Raw genomic sequence first — 19,395 nt, 5'->3', positions numbered from 1 at the left:
CGTGCGGCATTATCAGGGTTCCAAGGTCCCGCTCCAGCCAGTCGCTTGGAGCAGGACCTTGGTAAGAGTCGGTCCGGGGGGCGGGAGGACCGACATTGCTTGCCGCAGGCGTGCGGCACTATCAGGGGTTCCAAGGCCCCGTTTTCAGACAATTGCTTGCCCGAACGGGGCCTTGGACCAAGCCAGTCCGGGGGGCGGGAGGACCGGCTATCGCTCATGCGCAGCGCTAAGGGCTGCCAAGCTTCCTCTTCCTGGTACCTGAGATGCCAAGCCGAGGAGGCAGGGTAAGCCGGCCCGGAGCTCGAGTGGGCCAGCTTTCTTCATACCGCTCGAGCAGGCGTTGTCTGCACCTCTTCACGTGGGAACGCCCGTACAGAGTCATTTTTGCCCTTCGAGCATCGCTCCGTGCTTGGCTGAAGTCATGCCACCAAAGAAACGACTTCTTTCGTTGCCCTGGTGCATTGTTGTCTTCTTGGTGCATCTTGATCGCCTTGAGTTGCGGCAGTTCGATCTGACGCACCCCTTATGGCCCGATTCACCGCTTATATTTAAATAGCCCACAACTATAACTTGAAAAAATTTTCACGCCGGAATCGATTATAATCGCGCTGCTTCTGCAGTGCGCGGAGAGCGCCTCTTCGGCAGGTTCACTTTCATACACTTACCTCCAACCAGCCGGGCTGCTGTCGAATTTCCAAGAGGGAGTTCCTATTTGAGCTGCATCGAAACCTTGGGACAGATATGACCGAAGCACAACAAAGGCGCGCACTCCTCCTCGTCAACAACAAAGCCCGCCGTGGCCAGGAAGCGATCGAGCCGGTCATGCAGCGCCTTCAGCAGGGCGGTCTGTCGGTCGCCTTCGAGCCATTCGAAGCGCTCCCCGAGATCGCGCGCGATATCATGCGCCTGCGTAAGCGGGCTGATCTTATCGTCGTGGGCGGTGGTGACGGCTCCGTCTCCTCGGCGGCGCTCGCTGTGATGGAAAGTGGCCTCCCGATGGGCATTATTCCGCTGGGGACGGCCAACGATCTGGCTCGCACTCTCGACATACCCATGGACTTGACGGCGGCCGCCGATGTGATCGTCAAGGGCAAGGAGCGGCGGGTCGACGTTGGCACCGTCAATGGGCACGCCTTCTTCAATGTAGCCAGCATCGGGCTCAGCAGTGAACTGGCCAAGGGGTTGGATCCGGCATTGAAAAAGCGTTTCGGCCGGCTCGGCTATGCAATTGCCGCACTGCGCGTTCTGGCGAAGTCGGGACACTTCAAGGCCCGTATCGTGGAGAAGGGCCAGGCGATCGAGGTCGATACCTATCAGATAGCGGTAGGCAACGGCGTCCATTACGGTGGCGGCAATGTCGTACAGGAAGACGCCGAGATCGACGACGGCCATCTCGATCTTTACAGCCTCGAGATGAAAAATCTCTGGAAGCTCGCATTGATGTTGCGCTCCTTCCGCACGGGCAAACATGGTGCGTGGAATGAGGTGCGGACGGCGAAATGCGTGGAATTCGATATCGAGACGGAGGCACCCATGCCCGTCAATGCCGACGGCGAAATCGTGACCTCCACGCCAGCGCATTTCAAAGTGCATCCCAAGGCGATCTCGGTCTTTGCCCCATAAGCCCGCCGTAATCGCGCATGGCCATCTCAAGCACGCGATAGATCCGCTCGTCCTTTGACTGAGCGACATTGAAGCGCAGGAAACCGTTCGCCGAATGTGAGAGGCTGAAGGCGTTTCCGGGTGCCAGCACGACATTTTCGGAGAGGGCACGTCGCGCGACCGCTGCTGCGTCGATTCCTTCCGGAAGCCTGCACCAGAGAAAAAGGCCACCTTCAGGTTTTACCCATGGCTCTATGCCGAGGGGCTTAAGCCGTGTGATCGTTTCCTCCATCGCGCTTGCCAGGCGGGTACGCAGGGCTTCAAGGTGTCGGCGGTAGGTTCCGTCTTTGAGCAACATCAAGACGAGCTCGGCCGAGAGACGCCCTCCGCCAAAACTGGTAGCTACTTTCAGGTCGGCGAGATCTTCGATCCACCGGCGGGGCGCCGCGATAAAGCCGCACCGAATCGAGGCCGAAAGGGTCTTGGAGAAGCTCCCGATATGCACCACCCGTTCCAGGCCGTCGAAGGCCGCGAGCCGCGGCGCGTGCTTCCACTCGAAATCGGCGAAGATATCGTCCTCGATGATGGTGAGCCCGCTATCTTCCGCAAGCTTCAGGATCTTGTGGGCTGTCACGGGTGAAAGCGTTACGCCGGTCGGGTTCTGCAGAGCGGAATTGGTGATGTAGAGCCGTGGCCGGTGTTCCTCCAGGGCTTTGGCGAACTGAGCAATGTCGGGGCCGTTCGGCGTATAGGGCACTCCGACCGGCTTGGCGCGATGCGCCCGCAAGAGAGCATGAAAATTGAAGTAGCAGGGGTCGTCCACGATCACCGCATCACCGGGCTCTAAGAGAAAACGGCAGAGAAGGTCGATAGCGTGGGTTCCCGACTCGGTGAGGATGATCTGCTCTGGCGCAGCTTCTATTCCGTGATCCGCCATTCGGCGGGCAAGCAGCACACGCAGCGCAGGCAGGCCGAACGGCGTGCCGTAATCCGCCAAGGTGGAAGTGTCGGCGCGGGAAAGCGCGCGCAGCGCCTTGCGCAATGCTTCCTCCGGCATCCAGGATGCGGGGAGCCAGCCGCAGCCTGGTTTCAGCACGTCCTCCCCGCTGGCCAATGATTGGCGCGATATCCATAGGGGGTCGATCTCTCGGTCGAGCTTGGGTCCGATTTCGGCAAGCGAGAGCGGCGCGAGCGGTGCGGTGACATAGAATCCGGAGCCGGGGCGCGAACGAATGATGCCTTCGGCCACCAGCCGTTCATAGGCTTCAACAACCGTCGAACTCGAAACCTGCAGCGTTTTCGCGCAGGCCCGAACCGAGGGAAGGCGTGCGCCGGGCGACAGGCTGCGTGAGGCGATGCGGTTCCGGACTGCGTCCATCACCATGTCGACCAGCCTGCCGCCATTCGCCGTTCGGTCGAGACGCTGTTCCATACTGTACTGCTCCCGTGAGAGAACAGTTTTAGCAAATTGTACCGCCCTGTCTCTGGAAAAGTTCGTGCCCGTTTCGGATGCAAGGGGCAAAATGGAGATGTCGATGCAACGGGCGAACGGCTGGATCAACGGATTTGCCGGAGTTCTGATCTTCAGTGGTTCGCTTCCAGCCACGCGTGCCGCGGTGGCGGGTTTTGATCCCTTGTTCCTGACGGTAGCCCGGGCTTCCATTGCGGGCCTCCTTGCCCTGGCGCTGCTTTGCCTGTTTCGCCAGGAGCGGCCGGAAAGACGCGATTTGCGTTCCCTGCTGGTCGTGGCGCTCGGGGTCGTCGTTGGCTTTCCGCTTCTGACGGCGCTTGCCTTGAGGCAAATCACCTCGGCTCACTCCATCATGTTTATCGGGCTCCTGCCTCTCGCCACGGCGTTCTTTGGCGTTCTTTGCGCGGGAGAGCGGCCGCGATTTTCCTTCTGGCTCTTTTCCGCGCTGGGCACCATGCTCGTAACAGGCTTTGCACTGTCGCACGGATTTTCCGCCGAGCCGGAGAGCGATCTCCTGATGCTCGCCGCCATCATCATTTGCGGGTTAGGCTACGCGGAAGGCGCCAAGCTCGCCCGCAGGCTCGGGGGCTGGCAAGTGATCTCATGGGCGCTCGTTCTCTCTCTGCCGCTGATGCTGTTTCTGACGGCGTTCACCTTTCCGCCCGATCTGGAAGAGGTGCGCGGGCCAGCCTGGGTTGGGCTGGCCTATGTGTCGGTTTTCAGCATGCTTGTCGGCTTTATCTTCTGGTATCGCGGACTTGCGCAGGGAGGCATTGCCGCCGTTGGCCAGCTTCAGCTCCTCCAGCCCTTCTTCGGGCTCGCCATGGCGGGGCTGCTCCTGGGAGAGGTGGTGAGCCTGCCGATGGTCGCGGTTACCTTCGGCGTCATCTCCTGCGTCGTCGCCGCAAGGAAGGCGTCGCGATAGGCTTCTCGCCCGCCTGATTCGTCAGGACCGCGTCCCGATTTGCTCCCGACGCAAAAAAAGCGAGTTTGTCCCTTCCCAGCCCCATTCATGTCACAGAACTGGGCATAATATGGGGGACAACTAGGCCGTGCAGTAGCATACCACCTTAATAGTGGAGCCTGAATCATCCGCTCGTGTTATCGTTTGGCTTCGATGGTGATCATGCGCACGGCGATGCACGGGAAGCTGGCTTCGGGGAGTTCCGTAAGGAACTTTGGGTGGGGGAAACCGTTCACTCCAAGCAGGAGCCGACAGGCAGCGATCTCCGTTGCAACCAACCGGCCTGTCGGGAGAAGGTGCGATGCACAGGAGCGAATCTGACGTCTTTGATCTCTTTTCTGAGATTTACAGCAGCGCGGCGCGGGAAGAGATGAGTCTCCAGGAATATCTCCTCGCTTGCCGGGATGACAAAACCATGTATGCCACCGCCGCCGAAAGGATGGTGGATGCGATTGGCGAGCCTACCTTGATCGATACCAGTACCGACGAAAGGCTGGGCCGAATCTTCGCCAATAGGACGATAAAGATCTACCCTGCCTTCTCGGACTTCTACGGCATGGAAGACACGATCGAAAGGATCGTCGGCTACTTCCGCTATGCCGCGCAGGGTCTCGAAGAACGCAAGCAGATCCTCTATCTCCTTGGGCCCGTCGGCGGGGGCAAATCGTCGCTTGCCGAGCGGCTGAAGAAATTGATGGAGCAGCGGCCGATCTATACGCTTTCCGTTGGCGGAAAGGTCAGCCCGATCTTTGAGTCTCCCCTGGGGCTTTTCCATCCCGACCGCATGGCGGACTTGCTGGAAGACAAATACGGCATAGCCCGGCGGCGGCTCACAGGGCTGATCTCGCCATGGGCGGCCAAGCGCCTCGAGGAAGTGGGCGGGGATATCTCCAAGTTCAGTGTCGTGAAGCTGACGCCTTCGCGCCTCCGGCAGGTCGCTATTGCGAAGACCGAGCCAGGCGACGAGAACAATCAGGATGTTTCCTCGCTCGTGGGCAAGGTCGATATCCGCCAGCTCGAAAATTTCAGCCAGCACGATCCCGACGCCTATTCCTATAGCGGCGGCCTGAACCGGACCACCCAGGGCTTGCTTGAGTTCGTCGAGATGTTCAAGGCGCCGATCAAGGTGTTGCATCCGCTGCTCACCGCGACACAGGAAGGCAACTACAACGGCACCGAAAACTTCGGTGCCTTCCCCTATCAGGGCATCGTGGTCGCTCACTCGAACGAATCGGAATGGCTGCAATTCAAAAACAACAAGAACAATGAAGCCTTCCTCGACCGCATCCTTGTGGTGAAGGTGCCCTACTGCCTCCGTGTGACCGAGGAGAAGATGATCTATGACAAGCTTCTCCGTGAGAGCGAGCTGAAAAGCGCGCCCTGCGCTCCAGAGGTGCTGGAAATCTTGAGCCGCTTCACGGTTGCCACGCGTCTTACCGAGCATGAAAACTCGTCCCTCTACACCAAGATGCGGGTCTACGACGGCGAGAACCTGAAGGATGTCGATCCGAAGGCGAAGTCCGTCCAGGAGTACCGTGACGCTGCCGGCGTGGACGAAGGCATGACGGGGGTGAGCACACGGTTTGCCTTCAAGGTGCTTTCGGAGACCTTTAACTACGATACGAAGGAGGTCGCCGCCGATCCGGTACACCTCATGTACATCTTGGAGCAGGCGATCCGGCGCGAGCAGTTCCCGAAGGAGAAGGAAACGGCGTTCCTTGATTTCATCAAATCGGAACTCGCCACGCGCTACGCCGAATTCATAGGACACGAAATCCAGAAGGCGTATCTGGAGTCCTATAGCGAATACGGGCAGAACCTGTTCGATCGCTATATCGCCTATGCGGATGCATGGCTGGAGGACCAGGACTTCAAAGATCCGGACACGGGGCAGATCCTCAACCGGCAGGTGCTCGATAGCGAGCTGTCGCAGATCGAAAAGCCGGCTGGAATCGCAAATCCGAAGGATTTCCGCAACGAGGTGGTGAAGTTCACGCTGAGGGCGCGCGCTAAGAACAACGGGCGCAACCCGTCGTGGACCAGCTACGAAAAATTGCGGGAAGTCATAGAAAAACGGATGTTCGGCCAGGTTGAGGACCTGTTGCCGGTAATCAGCTTCGGTTCTAAAAAGGATTCCCAAACTGAGAAGCAGCATGCGGAATTCGTTCAGCGCATGGTCGAACGCGGTTATACCGAACGTCAGGTTCGGCGCCTGGTCGACTGGTATATGCGTGTCAACAAGGCAGGCTAACGATGCGCGGGTTCCCTGATGCCGATTTATATCGATCGCCGGCTTAATCCCAAGGACAAGAGCCTGGGCAACAGGCAACGCTTCCTCAAGCGGGCCAGGGAGGAACTGAAGCGGACGATCAAGGAGCAGGTCAGGGCCGGCAAGATCACCGATGTGGACGCGGAGCATCGTGTGCCGATGCCCGCGCGCGGCACCAGCGAGCCGACCTTCAGGCCTGACCGGTCCAGCGGCGAACGGGGCTATATCCTGCCTGGCAACAAGGAGTTCGCGCCGGGTGACCGGCTGCCGAAGCCGGGAGCTTCCGGCGGCGAGGGCGGCACTGGCGCCGGCCGGGGAGGCTCGGACGACGACTTTCAGTTCGTGCTTTCGCGTGAAGAGGTTCTCGACCTCTTTTTCGAGGACCTCGAATTGCCGGATATGGTGAAGCTCAATCTCAAGGAGGCGGTGGCCTATAGGCCGCGCCGTGCGGGTTTTGCCACCAGCGGCTCACCGACCAACATCAATGTCGGCCGTACCATGCGCAACAGCTATGGCCGCCGCATCGCCCTTCACCGGCCCAAGCGGCAGGAGGTGGAGCGTCTTGAGGCAGAAATTGCCCGGCTGGAGGTGGAATCCGATAAGCTCGGGGGCAAGCAGCTGGAGGCGCTGCGCGCCGAGCTGGAGTCGCTGGAGCGCAAGCGTCGGCGCATTCCCTATGTGGACCCCATCGACATCCGCTTCAACCGCTTTGAACAGCAACCGCTGCCCAATGCCAGCGCTGTCATGTTCTGCCTCATGGACGTGTCGAGTTCCATGGGTGAACGGGAGAAGGACCTCGCCAAGCGCTTTTTCGTGCTGCTCCACCTCTTCCTGAAGCGACGCTACGAGCGCATCGACATCGTCTTCATCCGCCACACCCACGAGGCGCGGGAAGTGGATGAGGAGACTTTCTTCTATTCCACCCAGAGCGGCGGCACGGTCGTTTCCACAGCGCTTGAGGAAATGCAGCGGATCATCGCCGAACGATATCCGTCGCGGGAGTGGAACATCTATGCTGCCCAGGCATCCGACGGCGACAATATCGCGGGGGATTCGGAGCGCTGCGCTTCGATGCTGCGCGACGAGCTGATGCAGCTCTGCCAATACTACGCCTATGTGGAAATCATCGATGAGCGGGAGACGGAGATATTCGGGGCAACTGACAATGGTACTTCGCTCTGGCGTGCCTATCGCACCGTCGGCGACCAGTGGCCAAACTTTCAGATGACGCGGATAGCGCGGCCGGCGGATATCTACCCTGTCTTCCGAAAGCTCTTTGCCCGACAATCGGCCTCCCCGACGCGCAGGTGACAGGAATGCCAGGCTCGAAATCTGCTGCAGGGTCGAAACTTCTCTTCGCCGGCTCGGACTGGAACTTTGCGACTTTGTCGCGAACTTACGATGCGATCGAGAAGATCGCACTCGAAGAGTTGCATCTGGATGTCTACCCCAACCAGCTCGAGATAATCTCCTCAGAGCAGATGCTTGACGCCTATTCCTCGGTCGGCATGCCGTTGATGTACCAGCACTGGTCCTTCGGCAAGCGCTTCGTTTTCGAGGACCATTTGTATCGCTCGGGGCGGCGGGGCCTTGCCTATGAGCTGGTGATCAACTCCAATCCCTGCATCGCCTATCTGATGGAAGAGAACACCATGGCGATGCAGGCCCTGGTGACCGCGCATGCCTCCTTCGGCCACAACCATTTCTTCAAGAACAATTATCTGTTCCAGCAGTGGACCGATGCGAGTGCCATTCTGAGCTACATGGAGTTCGCCAAGAAGTATATCGCCAGATGCGAGGAGCGTTACGGGACGCCGGCGGTGGAAGTGATCCTTGATTCCGCGCATGCGCTGATGGACCAAGGCGTTTTCCGCTATCGTCGTCCGCCGCGCCTTTCTTCCGAAAAGGAACGGGAGCGCGCACGCGAGCGTCTGGAATACGAAGAGCAAACATTCAGCGATCTCTGGAGGACACTGCCGCCGCGCACCTCGGAAGACGACGCGGACGAGGTTGAGCAGGAAGTTGCCGAGCGCAAGAAAAAGCTGAACCTGCCTGAAGAGAATCTCCTCTATTTTCTCGAGAAGAACAGCCTCATCCTGCAGCCTTGGCAGCGGGAACTCCTGCGTATCGTGCGCGTGATTGCGCAGTATTTTTATCCGCAGCGGCAGACCAAGGTGATGAACGAAGGTTGTGCCACCTTCGTCCACTACTACATCATGAACCGGCTCTACGATCAGGAGAAGATCTCCGAAGGCGCGATGCTGGAAATCCTCCAGAGCCATACGAACGTCGTCTTCCAGCCCGATTTCGATGATCCGCGCTTCCCCGGAATCAACCCTTACGCGCTGGGTTTCGCGCTGATGCAGGACATCCAGCGCATCTGCAACGAACCCACGCCGGAGGATCGTGAGTGGTTCCCCGACATCGCCGGCACGGGCAACTGGCGCGAAACGCTGCTCGATGCCTGGGCGAACCATCGCGACGAATCTTTTATATTGCAGTATCTGAGCCCCACGCTCATCCGCAATTTCAGGCTGTTCCTGCTCAAGGACAAGTCGAGCGACCCCTATTGCGAAGTGGCCTCCATTCACAACGAGCGGGGATACGAGGCTATCCGGGCGGCACTAGCCCGCAGCTACGACATTGGGGTGAGTCAGCCGGATATCCAGGTGGTCGATGTGGACCTTTTGGGGGACCGCCATCTGCGCCTGCAGCACAATGTGAAGAACGGCGTGCTTTTGGACGAGGAAAGCCGCGATTCAACGCTGCGGCACGTCTGCCGCCTCTGGGGCTATAATGTAAGCCTTGCGGGCGTGGACGCGGAAACAGAGTCAAGGCTTTACGAGACCTCGGCCACTGCAGGCTGACCGGAGCTGCTACTCCAGGAAAACGCTGACGCTGGCGGTGCGCCCTGCCGCGTCGATGACGGTGAGCGTGGAAGCGCCGCCCCCATCAGGCGCCCATGAGGCGGTGCGCCGGCGAAAGGTTTCCGCAAGCGGCTTGCCATTGGCAAGCCACCTGAACGGCGCCCGCCCTCCAATGATTTTGAGGGCAAGGATTCCCGCATTGCGGTTCTCGGAAAGACCGACATCGATGCGTGCGCCTTCTGGCGGAAAGACGATTTCCGGTGCGGGTTCCGTGGGGGCTCCCGTCTGCGCCGCTGAAAACGTGGAGGAGAACCGGCGAAGCGGCATCGGCAATTCTGCCGCGGTAAGCCGTACCGCCCCTGCAGGCCGGGGCGGAAACGGCGTAATCCCGACACCGGAGCGGGAGAAAGCTTCAAACAGGATCGGCGCCGCGGCAAGATAGCCGGTAAGACCCGGCACCGATCCTCCGTCCGGCCTTCCAACCCACACGCCCAGCACGTGTCGGCCATCGTAACCCACCGCCCAGGCGTCGCGATAGCCGTAGGAGGTGCCGGTCTTATAGGCGATGCCGAGGCGCGGCGCGCCTTGCGGCGGGACCACGCCCGAGAGCATATCGGCAATCTGCCAGGCGGCCGCTGGTGTCAGCACCTCCGTAGAGGCCGTCTCTTCGTCCTCGGTCGAATAGCGCAGCATCCTGGCCTCGCCGCGATTGGCAAGCGCGGTGTAGGCTTGCACCAGCTTCTCGAGCGTCAGCCCTGCGCCTCCAAGTCCGATGGCGAGCCCCGGCGCCTGCCCCTTTGGAAGCGCAAGTTGCACGCCGGCGCGCTTGAGCCGGGAGATAAGCCGGGCGGTGCCAACCGCATCAAGCAGCCGGATCGCCGGCACATTGAGCGACATCTGCAATGCCTGCCGGACCGTGACATCGCCCTGATACTCCATGTCGAAATTGCGCGGGCGGTAGCCGTGGAAATTGCCTGGGCGGTCCTCGATCATCGTCTCCTGCATGACGAGGCCGTCTTCGATCGCAAGCGCGTAGATAAAAGGCTTTAGCGTCGAGCCGGGGGACCGCTCGGCCACGCTCATATCGATCCAGCCTGCCCGGCTTGAATCGAAATAACCGGCCGATCCGACGCGCGCGAGCACGTCGCCCGTTCGGGCGTCGGCCATGACCATCGCCACTGACACCTTGCGGCCGAGCCGCCGCGCGCCTTCACGCGCCACTTCCTCCAGCGCGGCCTGCACACCGCGGTCAAGCAGCAGCGGCCGGCGCAGCTCCCCGGGTGTTGCACGGATCACGGTGTCGGCAAGATGCGCGGCAAAGGCGGGCATGGGCAGGCGCTGCGCCGCCACCTTCCCGCGCGAGGCGCGCTCCACCTCTCCCTCGGCAATAATGCCGGCCTTGGCCATGCGGGCCAGCACCCGGTCGCGCGCCGATTTCGCGGTATCTGGATGGCGGTCGGGCCGCCGCGCCTCGGGCGATTGCGGCAGGGCGACAAGCAGGGCAGCCTCGGAAAGTGTGAGTTTCTGCGGCTCCTTGCCAAACCAGGCAAGGCTCGCGGCGCGCACGCCCTCCAGGTTGCCCCCATAGGGCGCGAGCGTCAGATAGCGGTTCAGGATCTCGCGTTTTGACAGTCGCCACTCGATCTGTAGCGCTCGGGCGATCTGGCGGAATTTTGCTGAAAAGCTGCGCTCCTCCCGCGGCTCGATCAGCCGTGCAAGCTGCATGGATAATGTGGAGCCACCGGAGACGACGCGGCCGTTGAGCACCAGCTGCATGGCCGCGCGAGCAAGGGCGATTGGATCAACGCCGGAATGCGACCAGAAGCGCCGGTCCTCATAGGCGACCAGCATCTTGATGAATTGCGGGTCGAGCTGTTCGATCTCCGCCTTCAGCCGCCAGCGCCCATCGGGCGCTGCATAGACACGCAAGAGCGCTCCTTTCCGGTCCACCACTTCCTGTGAAAGCGCGCCGGTGTTTTCAAGCGGGGGCGGATAGGCTTGATCGAGGTGATGGAGGGTGAAGGCGCCGGCGATCGTGGCCGCGGTCATAACGGCAGCAGTAATGCCTGCCCGCCTTGCCCATACCCGCCAAGTTGATTTCATCAACATGGCGGCCACGGAGCGCTTTGGACCGGGTTAAAGACGTTGGCGTCCTTCCGCACCCCCCTCTGCCCTGCCGGGCATCTCCCCCTCAAGGGGGGAGATTGCTCCGGCAGGGCAGAGGGGGGTAGGCGGGCCTGGAGATTTCCAAGCATGACTATCAAAATGCCCCTAATTCCCCTTGATTTCCATAAAGCCCGTCGCGGTGCGAGCGGAAAGCTGCGGGCGGTACATGTCCTCCACGCTGGCAGCGGGGTGGATATAGACGCCCGGCGTCACCGCGCGGACCACATAAGCCAGCCGGAACGAGCGTTCGCTGTCGGCGCTCCGGTCGAAGGCCGCGATGAAACGGTCGTCGCGAAATTCGGTGTGCACCGCGTCCGTCTGCCCGAGCCAGGCGAAGTTCTGCAGCTGCGCGCTGTCGACGAGTTGCGGGTTGTCGATCTCGAAGCCCGCGGGCAGGAGGTCCGACACGAGCACGCGCGACGGCCACGCATTGTCTTCAGTGATCTCAAGCACCACCACGAAACGGTCGTTCTGCTGTGCCTCGGAGACATTCGCCTCGGTGCCGTCCAGCCGGTAATAGGTGCGCTTGGTAGTGAAGCCCTGGCCGCCGGCGGGCAGGGGCACCTGGGGTGCCGCCACTGTCGTCACCACCGCGTCGACAGGATCGGCTCCGGTGTTGGCTATCGTCAAAGGCGTGGCCGCAATCGCCTCGCCCGAGAGCCGGCGGGCGAAGGCGCCGGAATGAGTCGTGCCATCCACTGATAGCCGGATGTCGCTGCTAGCGCCTTCGAGCGCGCGGGCGGCAAGCAGCATCCAGGCTTCATCCTGCGTGCTCATGAAGTTGGTGCGATCCCGAAGATCTGAGACGAGGCTGATCATCTGGGGCATAAAGGCGGGTTCCGGCCGGCTTTCGGCGGCAAGCGCCAGCATTGCGGCCCCGTCGCGCAGCGCCGAGCCATAGTCTGCACGCGCGCTCAATTTGCTCTCGGACGACTGCGCCAGCTGCAGTGCCGAGGCGAAGGCGGTTTCCGCCCGCTGCCCGTCGCCATAGAGCGCAAGTGCTGCCGCGAGTTGCGCCCGCGCCATCGGCGTCGCGAACTCGGTGAGCCGCGTGTCGACATAGTATCGCAGATCGCCCGCCGATGCCCTGCGGTTGCGCGCGAGCACATAGAGCGCATAAGCGATTTCGTTGCCGTTGCTGGCCACATCCGTGTCATAAGCAAGCGTGTTTTGAAGGTTTTCCAGCGCCTGCTCCATCGCAAGCGGCGGAACGATAAAGCCCTGTTCGCGCGCCCGGGTAAGGAAATCCGTCACATAGGCGTCGAGCCAGAGATCGCCGGAACCCGGACCCCAGAGCCCGAAGCTGCCTGACGAGGATTGGTAGGAAAGAACACTCGTGATGGCATCCGCGATCCGGCCCTCGACGGCAGGGTCGTCCTCCAGGCCGGACACTCGGGATAGCTCGCTCACATAAAGGAGCGGGAGCGCACGGCTGGTGATCTGCTCGGCGCAGCCATAGGGATAGCGGTCGAGCGACATGAGCAGCGCCGGAATGTCGAAGGCCTCCGCCCGCGAGATATTCACGGACACCGACGCGCCTTCCAGGAAACTGTCGCCCAAAAGTCCGCCGTCGATCCGCAGGCTGCCGCCGTTGGCGGCGAGCGGAATCTTCTGCTGTGTGGTAACGGGCGCCGTGCCGGGCCGCACCGGCAGCTCGACCGATTTGTCCACCGTCAGCCCGGATTCATGGGCGAGCGAAACCGCGACGCCGCCTGTACCCGGCTCTTCGGCCGAAAGCGGGATGGAAATGCTCGTCCTGCCACCGGCTGCGAGCGTGACGCTCTGCGGGAGAGACTGCGTATCGACCTCCACCGCATCATTGCCGGAGACCGTGACTCTGTAATCGCCGGCCGGCCCGTCTGTATTGGCGATTTCGAGCAGCAGGCGCGACTGGTCTCCAGGCGCCATGAAGCGCGGCAGGCTTGTTGTCAGCACCACGGGATCGCGGATGATGACATCCTTCGAAGCACCGCCCACGCCGCTCTTTGACCAGGCAACGGCCATAACGCGCGCTGTGCCGTTGAACTGCGGCAGGTCGAAGGAAACCTCGGCTTTGCCTTCATCGTCCAGCCGCACGATCCCGGAGAAGAGGGCGAGCAGCTTTTCCGTGGGCGGGCTGCCGGAGGTAGTCATGCTGCCGCCGTCACCGCCGGTGCGCAGCCTTCCCGTTGCGCCCAGCGAGCCATCGATTAGCCGCCCATAGATATCGCGCATTTCAAGCCCCAGCATCCGCTGCCCGAAATACCAGCCGGCGGGATCGGGTGCTTCATAGCGCGTGAGATTGAGGATCCCGACATCGACCGCCGCGACCGTCACGTAGGCTTCCTCGCCCGCGGCAAGCCCGGCGACGGAGACCGGGATCGTCAGCGTTTCGTTGGGCAGCACCTTCTCCGGCAGGTCGAGATCGATACTGAGGCTGCGCTGGCCAGGGTCTACCTTCAGCCACCGCACGCCGATCGCCCGCATGGGCAAGCGGTTTTCCGCCGCGTCGCCGGGCCGGATCAGGGTTGCGGTCACATAGGTGCCGGCGCCGAGATCCTCAGTCACAGGAATATCAATCGTCGTGCCTTCCTCAGGCACATGCGCGGTGAAGGTGTTCCTGAGGCTTTCGTCTCCGAGCGTTACCAGAGCTTCGCCCGCAAAGCGCGGGGAGATCTTGAGCTTCGCCGTATCGCCGACCTGATAGGCCTCACGGTCCAAGGCGACTTCGAGTCCATCAGGTGTTTCGGTGGAGGCCGCCTCCACATACCAGCCTGCGTCGAACTCGCCGCTGCTTATGGGACCTCCGGCATCCGCGCTCTCCACCTCCAGGCGGTAGCGCCCCCAGTCCACCGGCACGCTGATCTGCGGCTCTGCGTCAGTCGTGGCGGAAACCGTCCCCTCCTGGACAAGGCTGGTTGAATCGATGGGCTCGTAATTCCAGGAGCCGTCGCTGCGGTACCACTGGTAATTGCGCTCGATCTTGTAGAGCGACCATTTGAGACCGTTCATCGCAATGCGGCTGCCCGAAGCGTCCGCGGCGATGACGCGGAAGCTCGCCGTCCCGCCTTCCGGCACCTGGCCGCCGGAAAATTCGGGCTTGAGCCCGATCATATCGCCCTCGGGCTCGATTCCGATGTCGATCGACCGTTCCACCGCCCGGCCGCCCGCCTCACTCATCTGCACGCTGACATTGGCATTGAGCAGGCGCGTGGTGGACGGCACGCTGTCGATGAAGACGTCGAACGTCGCCTTGCCTTCGGCATCGGTATCGGGCAGGCCGGTGAGCGGCACGCGCACCGTCTCCGCATCGTCCTCGTCCTCCAGGCCGAACACATAGCCGGGGAACGTTGCCCAGTCGCGTTTGGTGCCGATGGTAAGCTGTCCCTGGAGCTTGAGCCCATCGGCCGGAGCGCCGTAGAGATAGCGCCCGTCGAGCGACACCTGCACGGAAGAACCGACCGGCACCGTGTCTTGGCCCGCCGTAAGCTCGAATTCCGTCCGGTCGGGCACGAAATCTTCCACCAGGAACATCTCTTCCGCGATCGCGGGCTGCTTCGGGTCCGTATGGATTCGGAGCATCCATGTGCCGCGCATGGCGTTTTCCGGGAGAGCCAGATCAACTGCGTGGCCGCCAAGACCGGCGTCTTGCGACACGATGCGGCGATCCTCCACGCCATCGGGGCGCTGGAAGATGAAGGTAAGCGGCAGGTCGTCAACCGCCTCGGCCGAGGGGTTGCGCAGCAGGGCGGCCGCATGCACCGTCTCGCCGGCGCGATAGATGCCGCGCTCCGTCCAGGCAAAAACGTCAAGCGGACCGGGGGAGGGGCGGCCGGTAACGCCGCGGTCGGAAAGATCAAAGCCCGCGCGGGTCATGTCGAGGAAAACGAAATCCTCCTCACCCTTCTGCGCGATGATGGCGGCGGCCGCGAGTCCGGCGTCGCCGCGCGCGAGGCCAGGCGCGAAATGCACCTCACCCTGATCGTCGCTCGTCGCCTCGCCCAGAACCTCATTGTTGCGGGCAAGCAGCCGCACGCGCAAGTCCGTGATGGGCTCGGCACTTGCAAGCGAACGCGCGAAGACGGTGATCCCGTCCTCGCCGGTAAAGGTTGAAAGTCCGATATCGGAAACCAGGAACCACTGGGTGGCTTTGCTGCTCCAGTCGTCATCCGTATCTTCTTCGGGCGTGGCGGCGAGCATATAGATGCCGGGCTTGCGCTCAAGCACCACCTCGTCCACCGCAATGCTGGTTACCACGTCCTTGTTGAGCTCCGACGCGATCTCGATGCTGCCTTCCCAGACTGCCTCGCCCAGATCGCTCGCCACCTGGCCGATTTCGTAGGTGTTGAGCTGGCGCAGGAATGTCGATTGGGTGAGGAGCTGGGTGAGCGAGCGGTCTCCCACGCGATAAAGGGAGAGCTTCGCGCTCGACGTGTTCACCGAAACGATGGGAATCCCTTGCCGCGCGCTCGTCGGCAGCACGAAATTCTCGCCGGTAAAGCGCACCGACGGGGAACGGTCGCGGATGTAGATCGCAAGCGGCACCGGCTTTTCGATCACCTCGCCGATGGCCGAGGGCAGCCCTTGGCGGACCACGATGCGGTATTGCTGCCCATGCTGCAGCCCAGTAACGCAGAGTTCCTTATCGCTTCGGTCGATCGCGGCGGTGCGGTTGTTGTCGACGGTCATGTACTGCGAGTAGTCCACGCCGCTTTTGACCAGCTCTTCCGAGAACTGCACGCACACTCTGGGTGTCACGCTGTCGGAATCGACCGAGTGGTCGACCACGCGGAAACCATGCGTGCTCTTGAGCTGATTGTAGGCCGCCTCCACCTCGGGCGAGGTTTCAAGCGCAAGGCTTGCCTCATAGGCGCTGATGGCGGGGCGGAAGAGACTGCGACTCTGAAGTGCCGAGGCAAGGGCTGCAAGCGCATCGGCGCGCTGGCGTGCGGTGCGCGACAGGTTATACGCGATCACGCCGGCGGAGGTGGCCGTGCTCTGGAGATCGTAAGCGCTCTGGTTTTCATCCGGCTGCGCCGCTGCCGCCGCGCGGGCAAGCTCCGTCCAAAGCTCTGATTTCTCCGGTTCAACTGCCGCGGCCGCCGCGAAGCTATCCATCGCGCTCTTGGCATCGCCGCTCGCCATGGCCTTTGATGCCGCCGCGGTCAGTGCCTCGAGGCCTTCTTGGCCGGGCGTTGCCCTTCTCTGTAGCAGCGTGCGGCGGTACTGCTCGGCTTCCTGCAGAACATGGCTCGGCACGAATCTCAGTGGCGGCGGCGCGCCGATATCCTGCCCGGCGCTGGCCGTCACCACTTTTCCGGCCACCGCGCCGGGAAAAGCATTGAGCGTCGCGAAATCCGACTTCAGGAAGCACCAGCGCGCCTTGGTGTTATAGGTGAAGGCCCGGCACTGCGGGTCGCCCAGACAGGCGGATTTGCATTGATCGAGGGAAACGTCCTGCTCGCTCCTGAGGTCGAAGCCGAAATAGTCGCTGTTCTCGGAGGTAACGATCCGCCTTGTCTCCTGAGCCGTTGCGGAGGCCATGAGAGAAGAAAAGGCGAAAACGAAAACACAAAAGAGGGCAGTCGCGCGCATGAAATTTCTCCGACCCCGGATGCGTCGTGGAGTATATTGGTCCAGCTTTACGAAGCCGTGTCAACGCCGCCGGGCAGGCGGACGAGAGATGGCAAAATCGCTTTACAGAAAACTCGTGCGTTTTGTTATAAAACTATTCACAAGGCGACCGGCCTGGAGCGCCCCGGCTTTCATGCACGGTTTTGGGACGGCACGATGGAGGAACCGCCCGCAAAAAAGGTGGTCTCCTCGCCCTCATTTTCCGCCTGAAGAATTCGCCTCGGCCGTTTGGTTTGCCTAGCGTGCGAGCCAGCCGCCATCGACGGGGATAACGGCACCATGCATATAGTCCGAGGCGGGCGCGAGCAGGAAAACGGCCGCGTCGCCGATGTCCTCGGGGCGGCCCCAGCGCCCGGCCGGGATGCGCGCAAGGATTGAGTCGCTGCGGTCCGGGTCGTTGCGCAGGGCCTCGGTGTTGTTCGTCTCGATATAGCCGGGCGCCACGGCGTTGACGTTAATGCCTTTTCCCGCCCACTCGCAGGCCAGCACCCGCGTCAAACCCAGCACCCCGTGTTTGGAAGCCGTGTAGGAGGCAACGCGTATCCCGCCCTGAAAGGAAAGCACCGAGGCGACGTTGACGATTTTGCCACGCCGCCCGCCGGCAATCAGCTTGCGGCCGAAGGCTTGGCAGAGCGTGAAGAGCGTCTTGAGATTAATGTCCATCACGTCGTCCCAGTCGGCCTCGGTGAGGTCGACGGCATCCACTCGGCGGATGATGCCGGCATTGTTGACGAGCCCGTCGATGGGCCCATGTTCCTCCCAAGCCCGATCGAACATGGCGCTGGAGGCGGCCGGATCTGCTAGGTCGCACGAAATCGCGGTGAAGCTGGTCCCCTGCGCCTCCACGAGCTTCTCGCTCTCGTCCATGGACGAACGGCCGACGCCCAGTACTTCGGCTCCGGCGCGCGCTGCGGCCACGGCGATGCCCTGGCCGATGCCCGTATTGGCACCCGTAACCATGATCCTCCGGCTTTCGAGGCTGAAGGTGGAGGTCATCGCATTGTCTCCCGTAGTACCCGGCCGGCATCCGTGTAGTGACTAATCGCCGACAGTCGCCCAGATAGAGGCATAACTGCCCTGCCGCAACCCGAATGGATCGACCGGGCGGTGAGATCACCGCCTGAAAGGCCTGGCGGGATTGCGCGGCGTGATGCACGCAGCGGAGCGGTCTGCGCTTTTGCCCAGCGATTACCCGCGCGGGCGGGCCACCGGCGGAACATAGTCCTCCAGTTCCGGCGCCGGGAAGCGCACCGTCTCGCCGAGTTCGGCCGAGCGGTAGAGACCCATCAGGATCTCCACCACCGCCACGCCGTCATGGAAGGTTTCGAGCGGCGCCTCACCCTTGCGGAAGCATTCGACCATGTGCCGGTTCTCGTCCGTGTAGCCGTAGACGCCGGCCTCGTCTTCCAACACCGGCATCAGGCCCTGCTCGGCGTTCTGCTTTTCCACCAAGTCCTCGCCTTCCGAACCGGTGACGGCGCGGGACATGAAAACCTTGAGGCCCGTGCCGAGCGAGTTGAACTCCATGGCATATTCAGGCCCCAGCAGCTCGAGCTGGATGCGCAGGCCCGCGCCCACATAGGCCCAGGAGGTGGTGGCCTCGATCATCAGTTCGTTGCCGTTCTCGTCCTCCAGCTCGACCACGCCGCGCGCGAAATCCTCCGAGGGGCGGTTGCGATAATCGACTTCGGCCCCATAGCGCTGGCGCAGCACATCGGCATAATGCGGCCGGCTCCATTTGAGCGTGGCGACTGTGCCGTTGACCGCCTTCACCTTGAGCGAATTGCGCGGCGCGCCGGGCGCGGTCAGGAGATGGCGCGCGACTTCCACGCTGTGGCACATCATGTCGGACAACACACCGCCCCCCTGCTGCTCTCCTTGCCAGAACCAGGCCTCATGCGGGCCCGAATGCTCCTCCGCCGCACGCGCGAGATAGGGCCGGCCGGTGGTGGAAGCGGCGCGGCGCCAGATGATCTCCTTGCCGCGCAGCACGGGCGTGCAGAAAACCTGGTTTTCCAGATAGCCGTGATTGAGCCCGGCATCTTCGGCCAGCCGCAGCATCTCCCGCGCCTCGGCCACCGTGCGGGCGAGGGGTTTCTCGCAGGCAACGGCGAAGACATGGCTGCGGCCCGCTTTCACCTCTTGATGCAACCGGCGCATGACTTCGAGGCGGGTGTAATTGGGCGAAAGGATCCAGATCGCGTCTACATCCCCCGCCTGAAAAAGACCCTCAAGGCTGTCGTGAGCCCTGCACCTTCCGAGTTCAAGTTCCTCAACCAGGGAGACGATACGGTTGCGCTTCTCGGCGCTGCGGCTGAAAACGCCAGTCACCTCCACATTGCGCACGCCTAGCATCGAGCGCAGGTGAAACTGTGCGATGAAGCCGGAGCCGACAAGTCCGATCCTGAGCTTTTCCTTCGGAAGGCCGTTCATTTTCTCCTCC

Annotated in this window: 10 protein-coding genes; 5 read left to right on the top strand and 5 right to left on the bottom strand. The window is 62.1% G+C overall.

What is annotated here, in order from left to right:
• Positions 1 to 741 precede the first annotated feature (741 nt).
• Positions 742 to 1,623, top strand: a complete 882-nt coding sequence (locus GNP00_RS06300) for a lipid kinase (protein ID WP_011579599.1) — start codon at positions 742 to 744, stop codon at positions 1,621 to 1,623.
• On the opposite strand, the gene GNP00_RS06295 is transcribed toward GNP00_RS06300, so the two are convergent.
• Complete coding sequence (locus GNP00_RS06295; RefSeq protein ID WP_011579600.1) at positions 1,583 to 3,034, bottom strand: aminotransferase-like domain-containing protein; 1,452 nt, start codon at positions 3,032 to 3,034, stop codon at positions 1,583 to 1,585. The genes GNP00_RS06300 and GNP00_RS06295 overlap by 41 nt on opposite strands.
• 103 nt (positions 3,035 to 3,137) lie before the next feature.
• Here GNP00_RS06295 and GNP00_RS06290 point away from each other — a divergent pair, with 103 nt between their 5' ends.
• The 4 genes from GNP00_RS06290 to GNP00_RS06275 all read left to right on the top strand — a co-directional run bounded on the left by GNP00_RS06290 (position 3,138) and on the right by GNP00_RS06275 (position 9,173).
• Positions 3,138 to 3,998: a DMT family transporter gene (locus tag GNP00_RS06290; protein WP_049764908.1), complete on the top strand. Its 861-nt coding sequence runs from the start codon at positions 3,138 to 3,140 to the stop codon at positions 3,996 to 3,998.
• Between the two features lie 340 nt (positions 3,999 to 4,338).
• Complete coding sequence (locus tag GNP00_RS06285) at positions 4,339 to 6,288, top strand: PrkA family serine protein kinase (RefSeq protein ID WP_011579602.1); 1,950 nt, start codon at positions 4,339 to 4,341, stop codon at positions 6,286 to 6,288.
• Between the two features lie 18 nt (positions 6,289 to 6,306).
• Positions 6,307 to 7,617, top strand: coding sequence for a YeaH/YhbH family protein (locus GNP00_RS06280; RefSeq protein WP_011579603.1), 1,311 nt, complete (start codon positions 6,307 to 6,309; stop codon positions 7,615 to 7,617).
• 5 nt (positions 7,618 to 7,622) lie between these two features.
• Complete coding sequence (locus GNP00_RS06275; RefSeq protein WP_011579604.1) at positions 7,623 to 9,173, top strand: SpoVR family protein; 1,551 nt, start codon at positions 7,623 to 7,625, stop codon at positions 9,171 to 9,173.
• 9 nt (positions 9,174 to 9,182) lie between these two features.
• Here the strand turns inward: GNP00_RS06275 and pbpC are convergent, their stop codons facing one another.
• The 4 genes from pbpC to GNP00_RS06255 form a co-directional block, all read right to left on the bottom strand.
• A complete protein-coding gene (pbpC, locus tag GNP00_RS06270; protein WP_246263705.1) occupies positions 9,183 to 11,222 on the bottom strand; it encodes a penicillin-binding protein 1C in 2,040 nt (679 codons plus the stop codon).
• A 222-nt stretch (positions 11,223 to 11,444) separates the two neighbouring features.
• Positions 11,445 to 16,913 carry an alpha-2-macroglobulin family protein gene (locus GNP00_RS06265; protein ID WP_041544408.1) on the bottom strand — a complete coding sequence of 1,823 codons (5,469 nt, stop codon included), beginning with the start codon at positions 16,911 to 16,913 and terminating at the stop codon, positions 11,445 to 11,447.
• Positions 16,914 to 17,189: 276 nt separating this feature from the next.
• On the bottom strand, positions 17,190 to 17,948 hold the full coding sequence (gene kduD / locus GNP00_RS06260) for a 2-dehydro-3-deoxy-D-gluconate 5-dehydrogenase KduD (RefSeq protein ID WP_011579607.1): 759 nt from the start codon (positions 17,946 to 17,948) through the stop codon (positions 17,190 to 17,192).
• Between the two features lie 192 nt (positions 17,949 to 18,140).
• Positions 18,141 to 19,385: a Gfo/Idh/MocA family protein gene (locus GNP00_RS06255; RefSeq protein WP_011579608.1), complete on the bottom strand. Its 1,245-nt coding sequence runs from the start codon at positions 19,383 to 19,385 to the stop codon at positions 18,141 to 18,143.
• Positions 19,386 to 19,395 lie beyond the last annotated feature (10 nt).

The sequence above is a fragment of the Chelativorans multitrophicus genome, assembly GCF_011317445.1.
Taxonomy (GTDB): domain Bacteria; phylum Pseudomonadota; class Alphaproteobacteria; order Rhizobiales; family Rhizobiaceae; genus Chelativorans; species Chelativorans multitrophicus.
The sequence above is the reverse complement of the archived record's forward strand: the minus strand, read 5'-3'. Positions and strand labels throughout refer to the sequence as shown.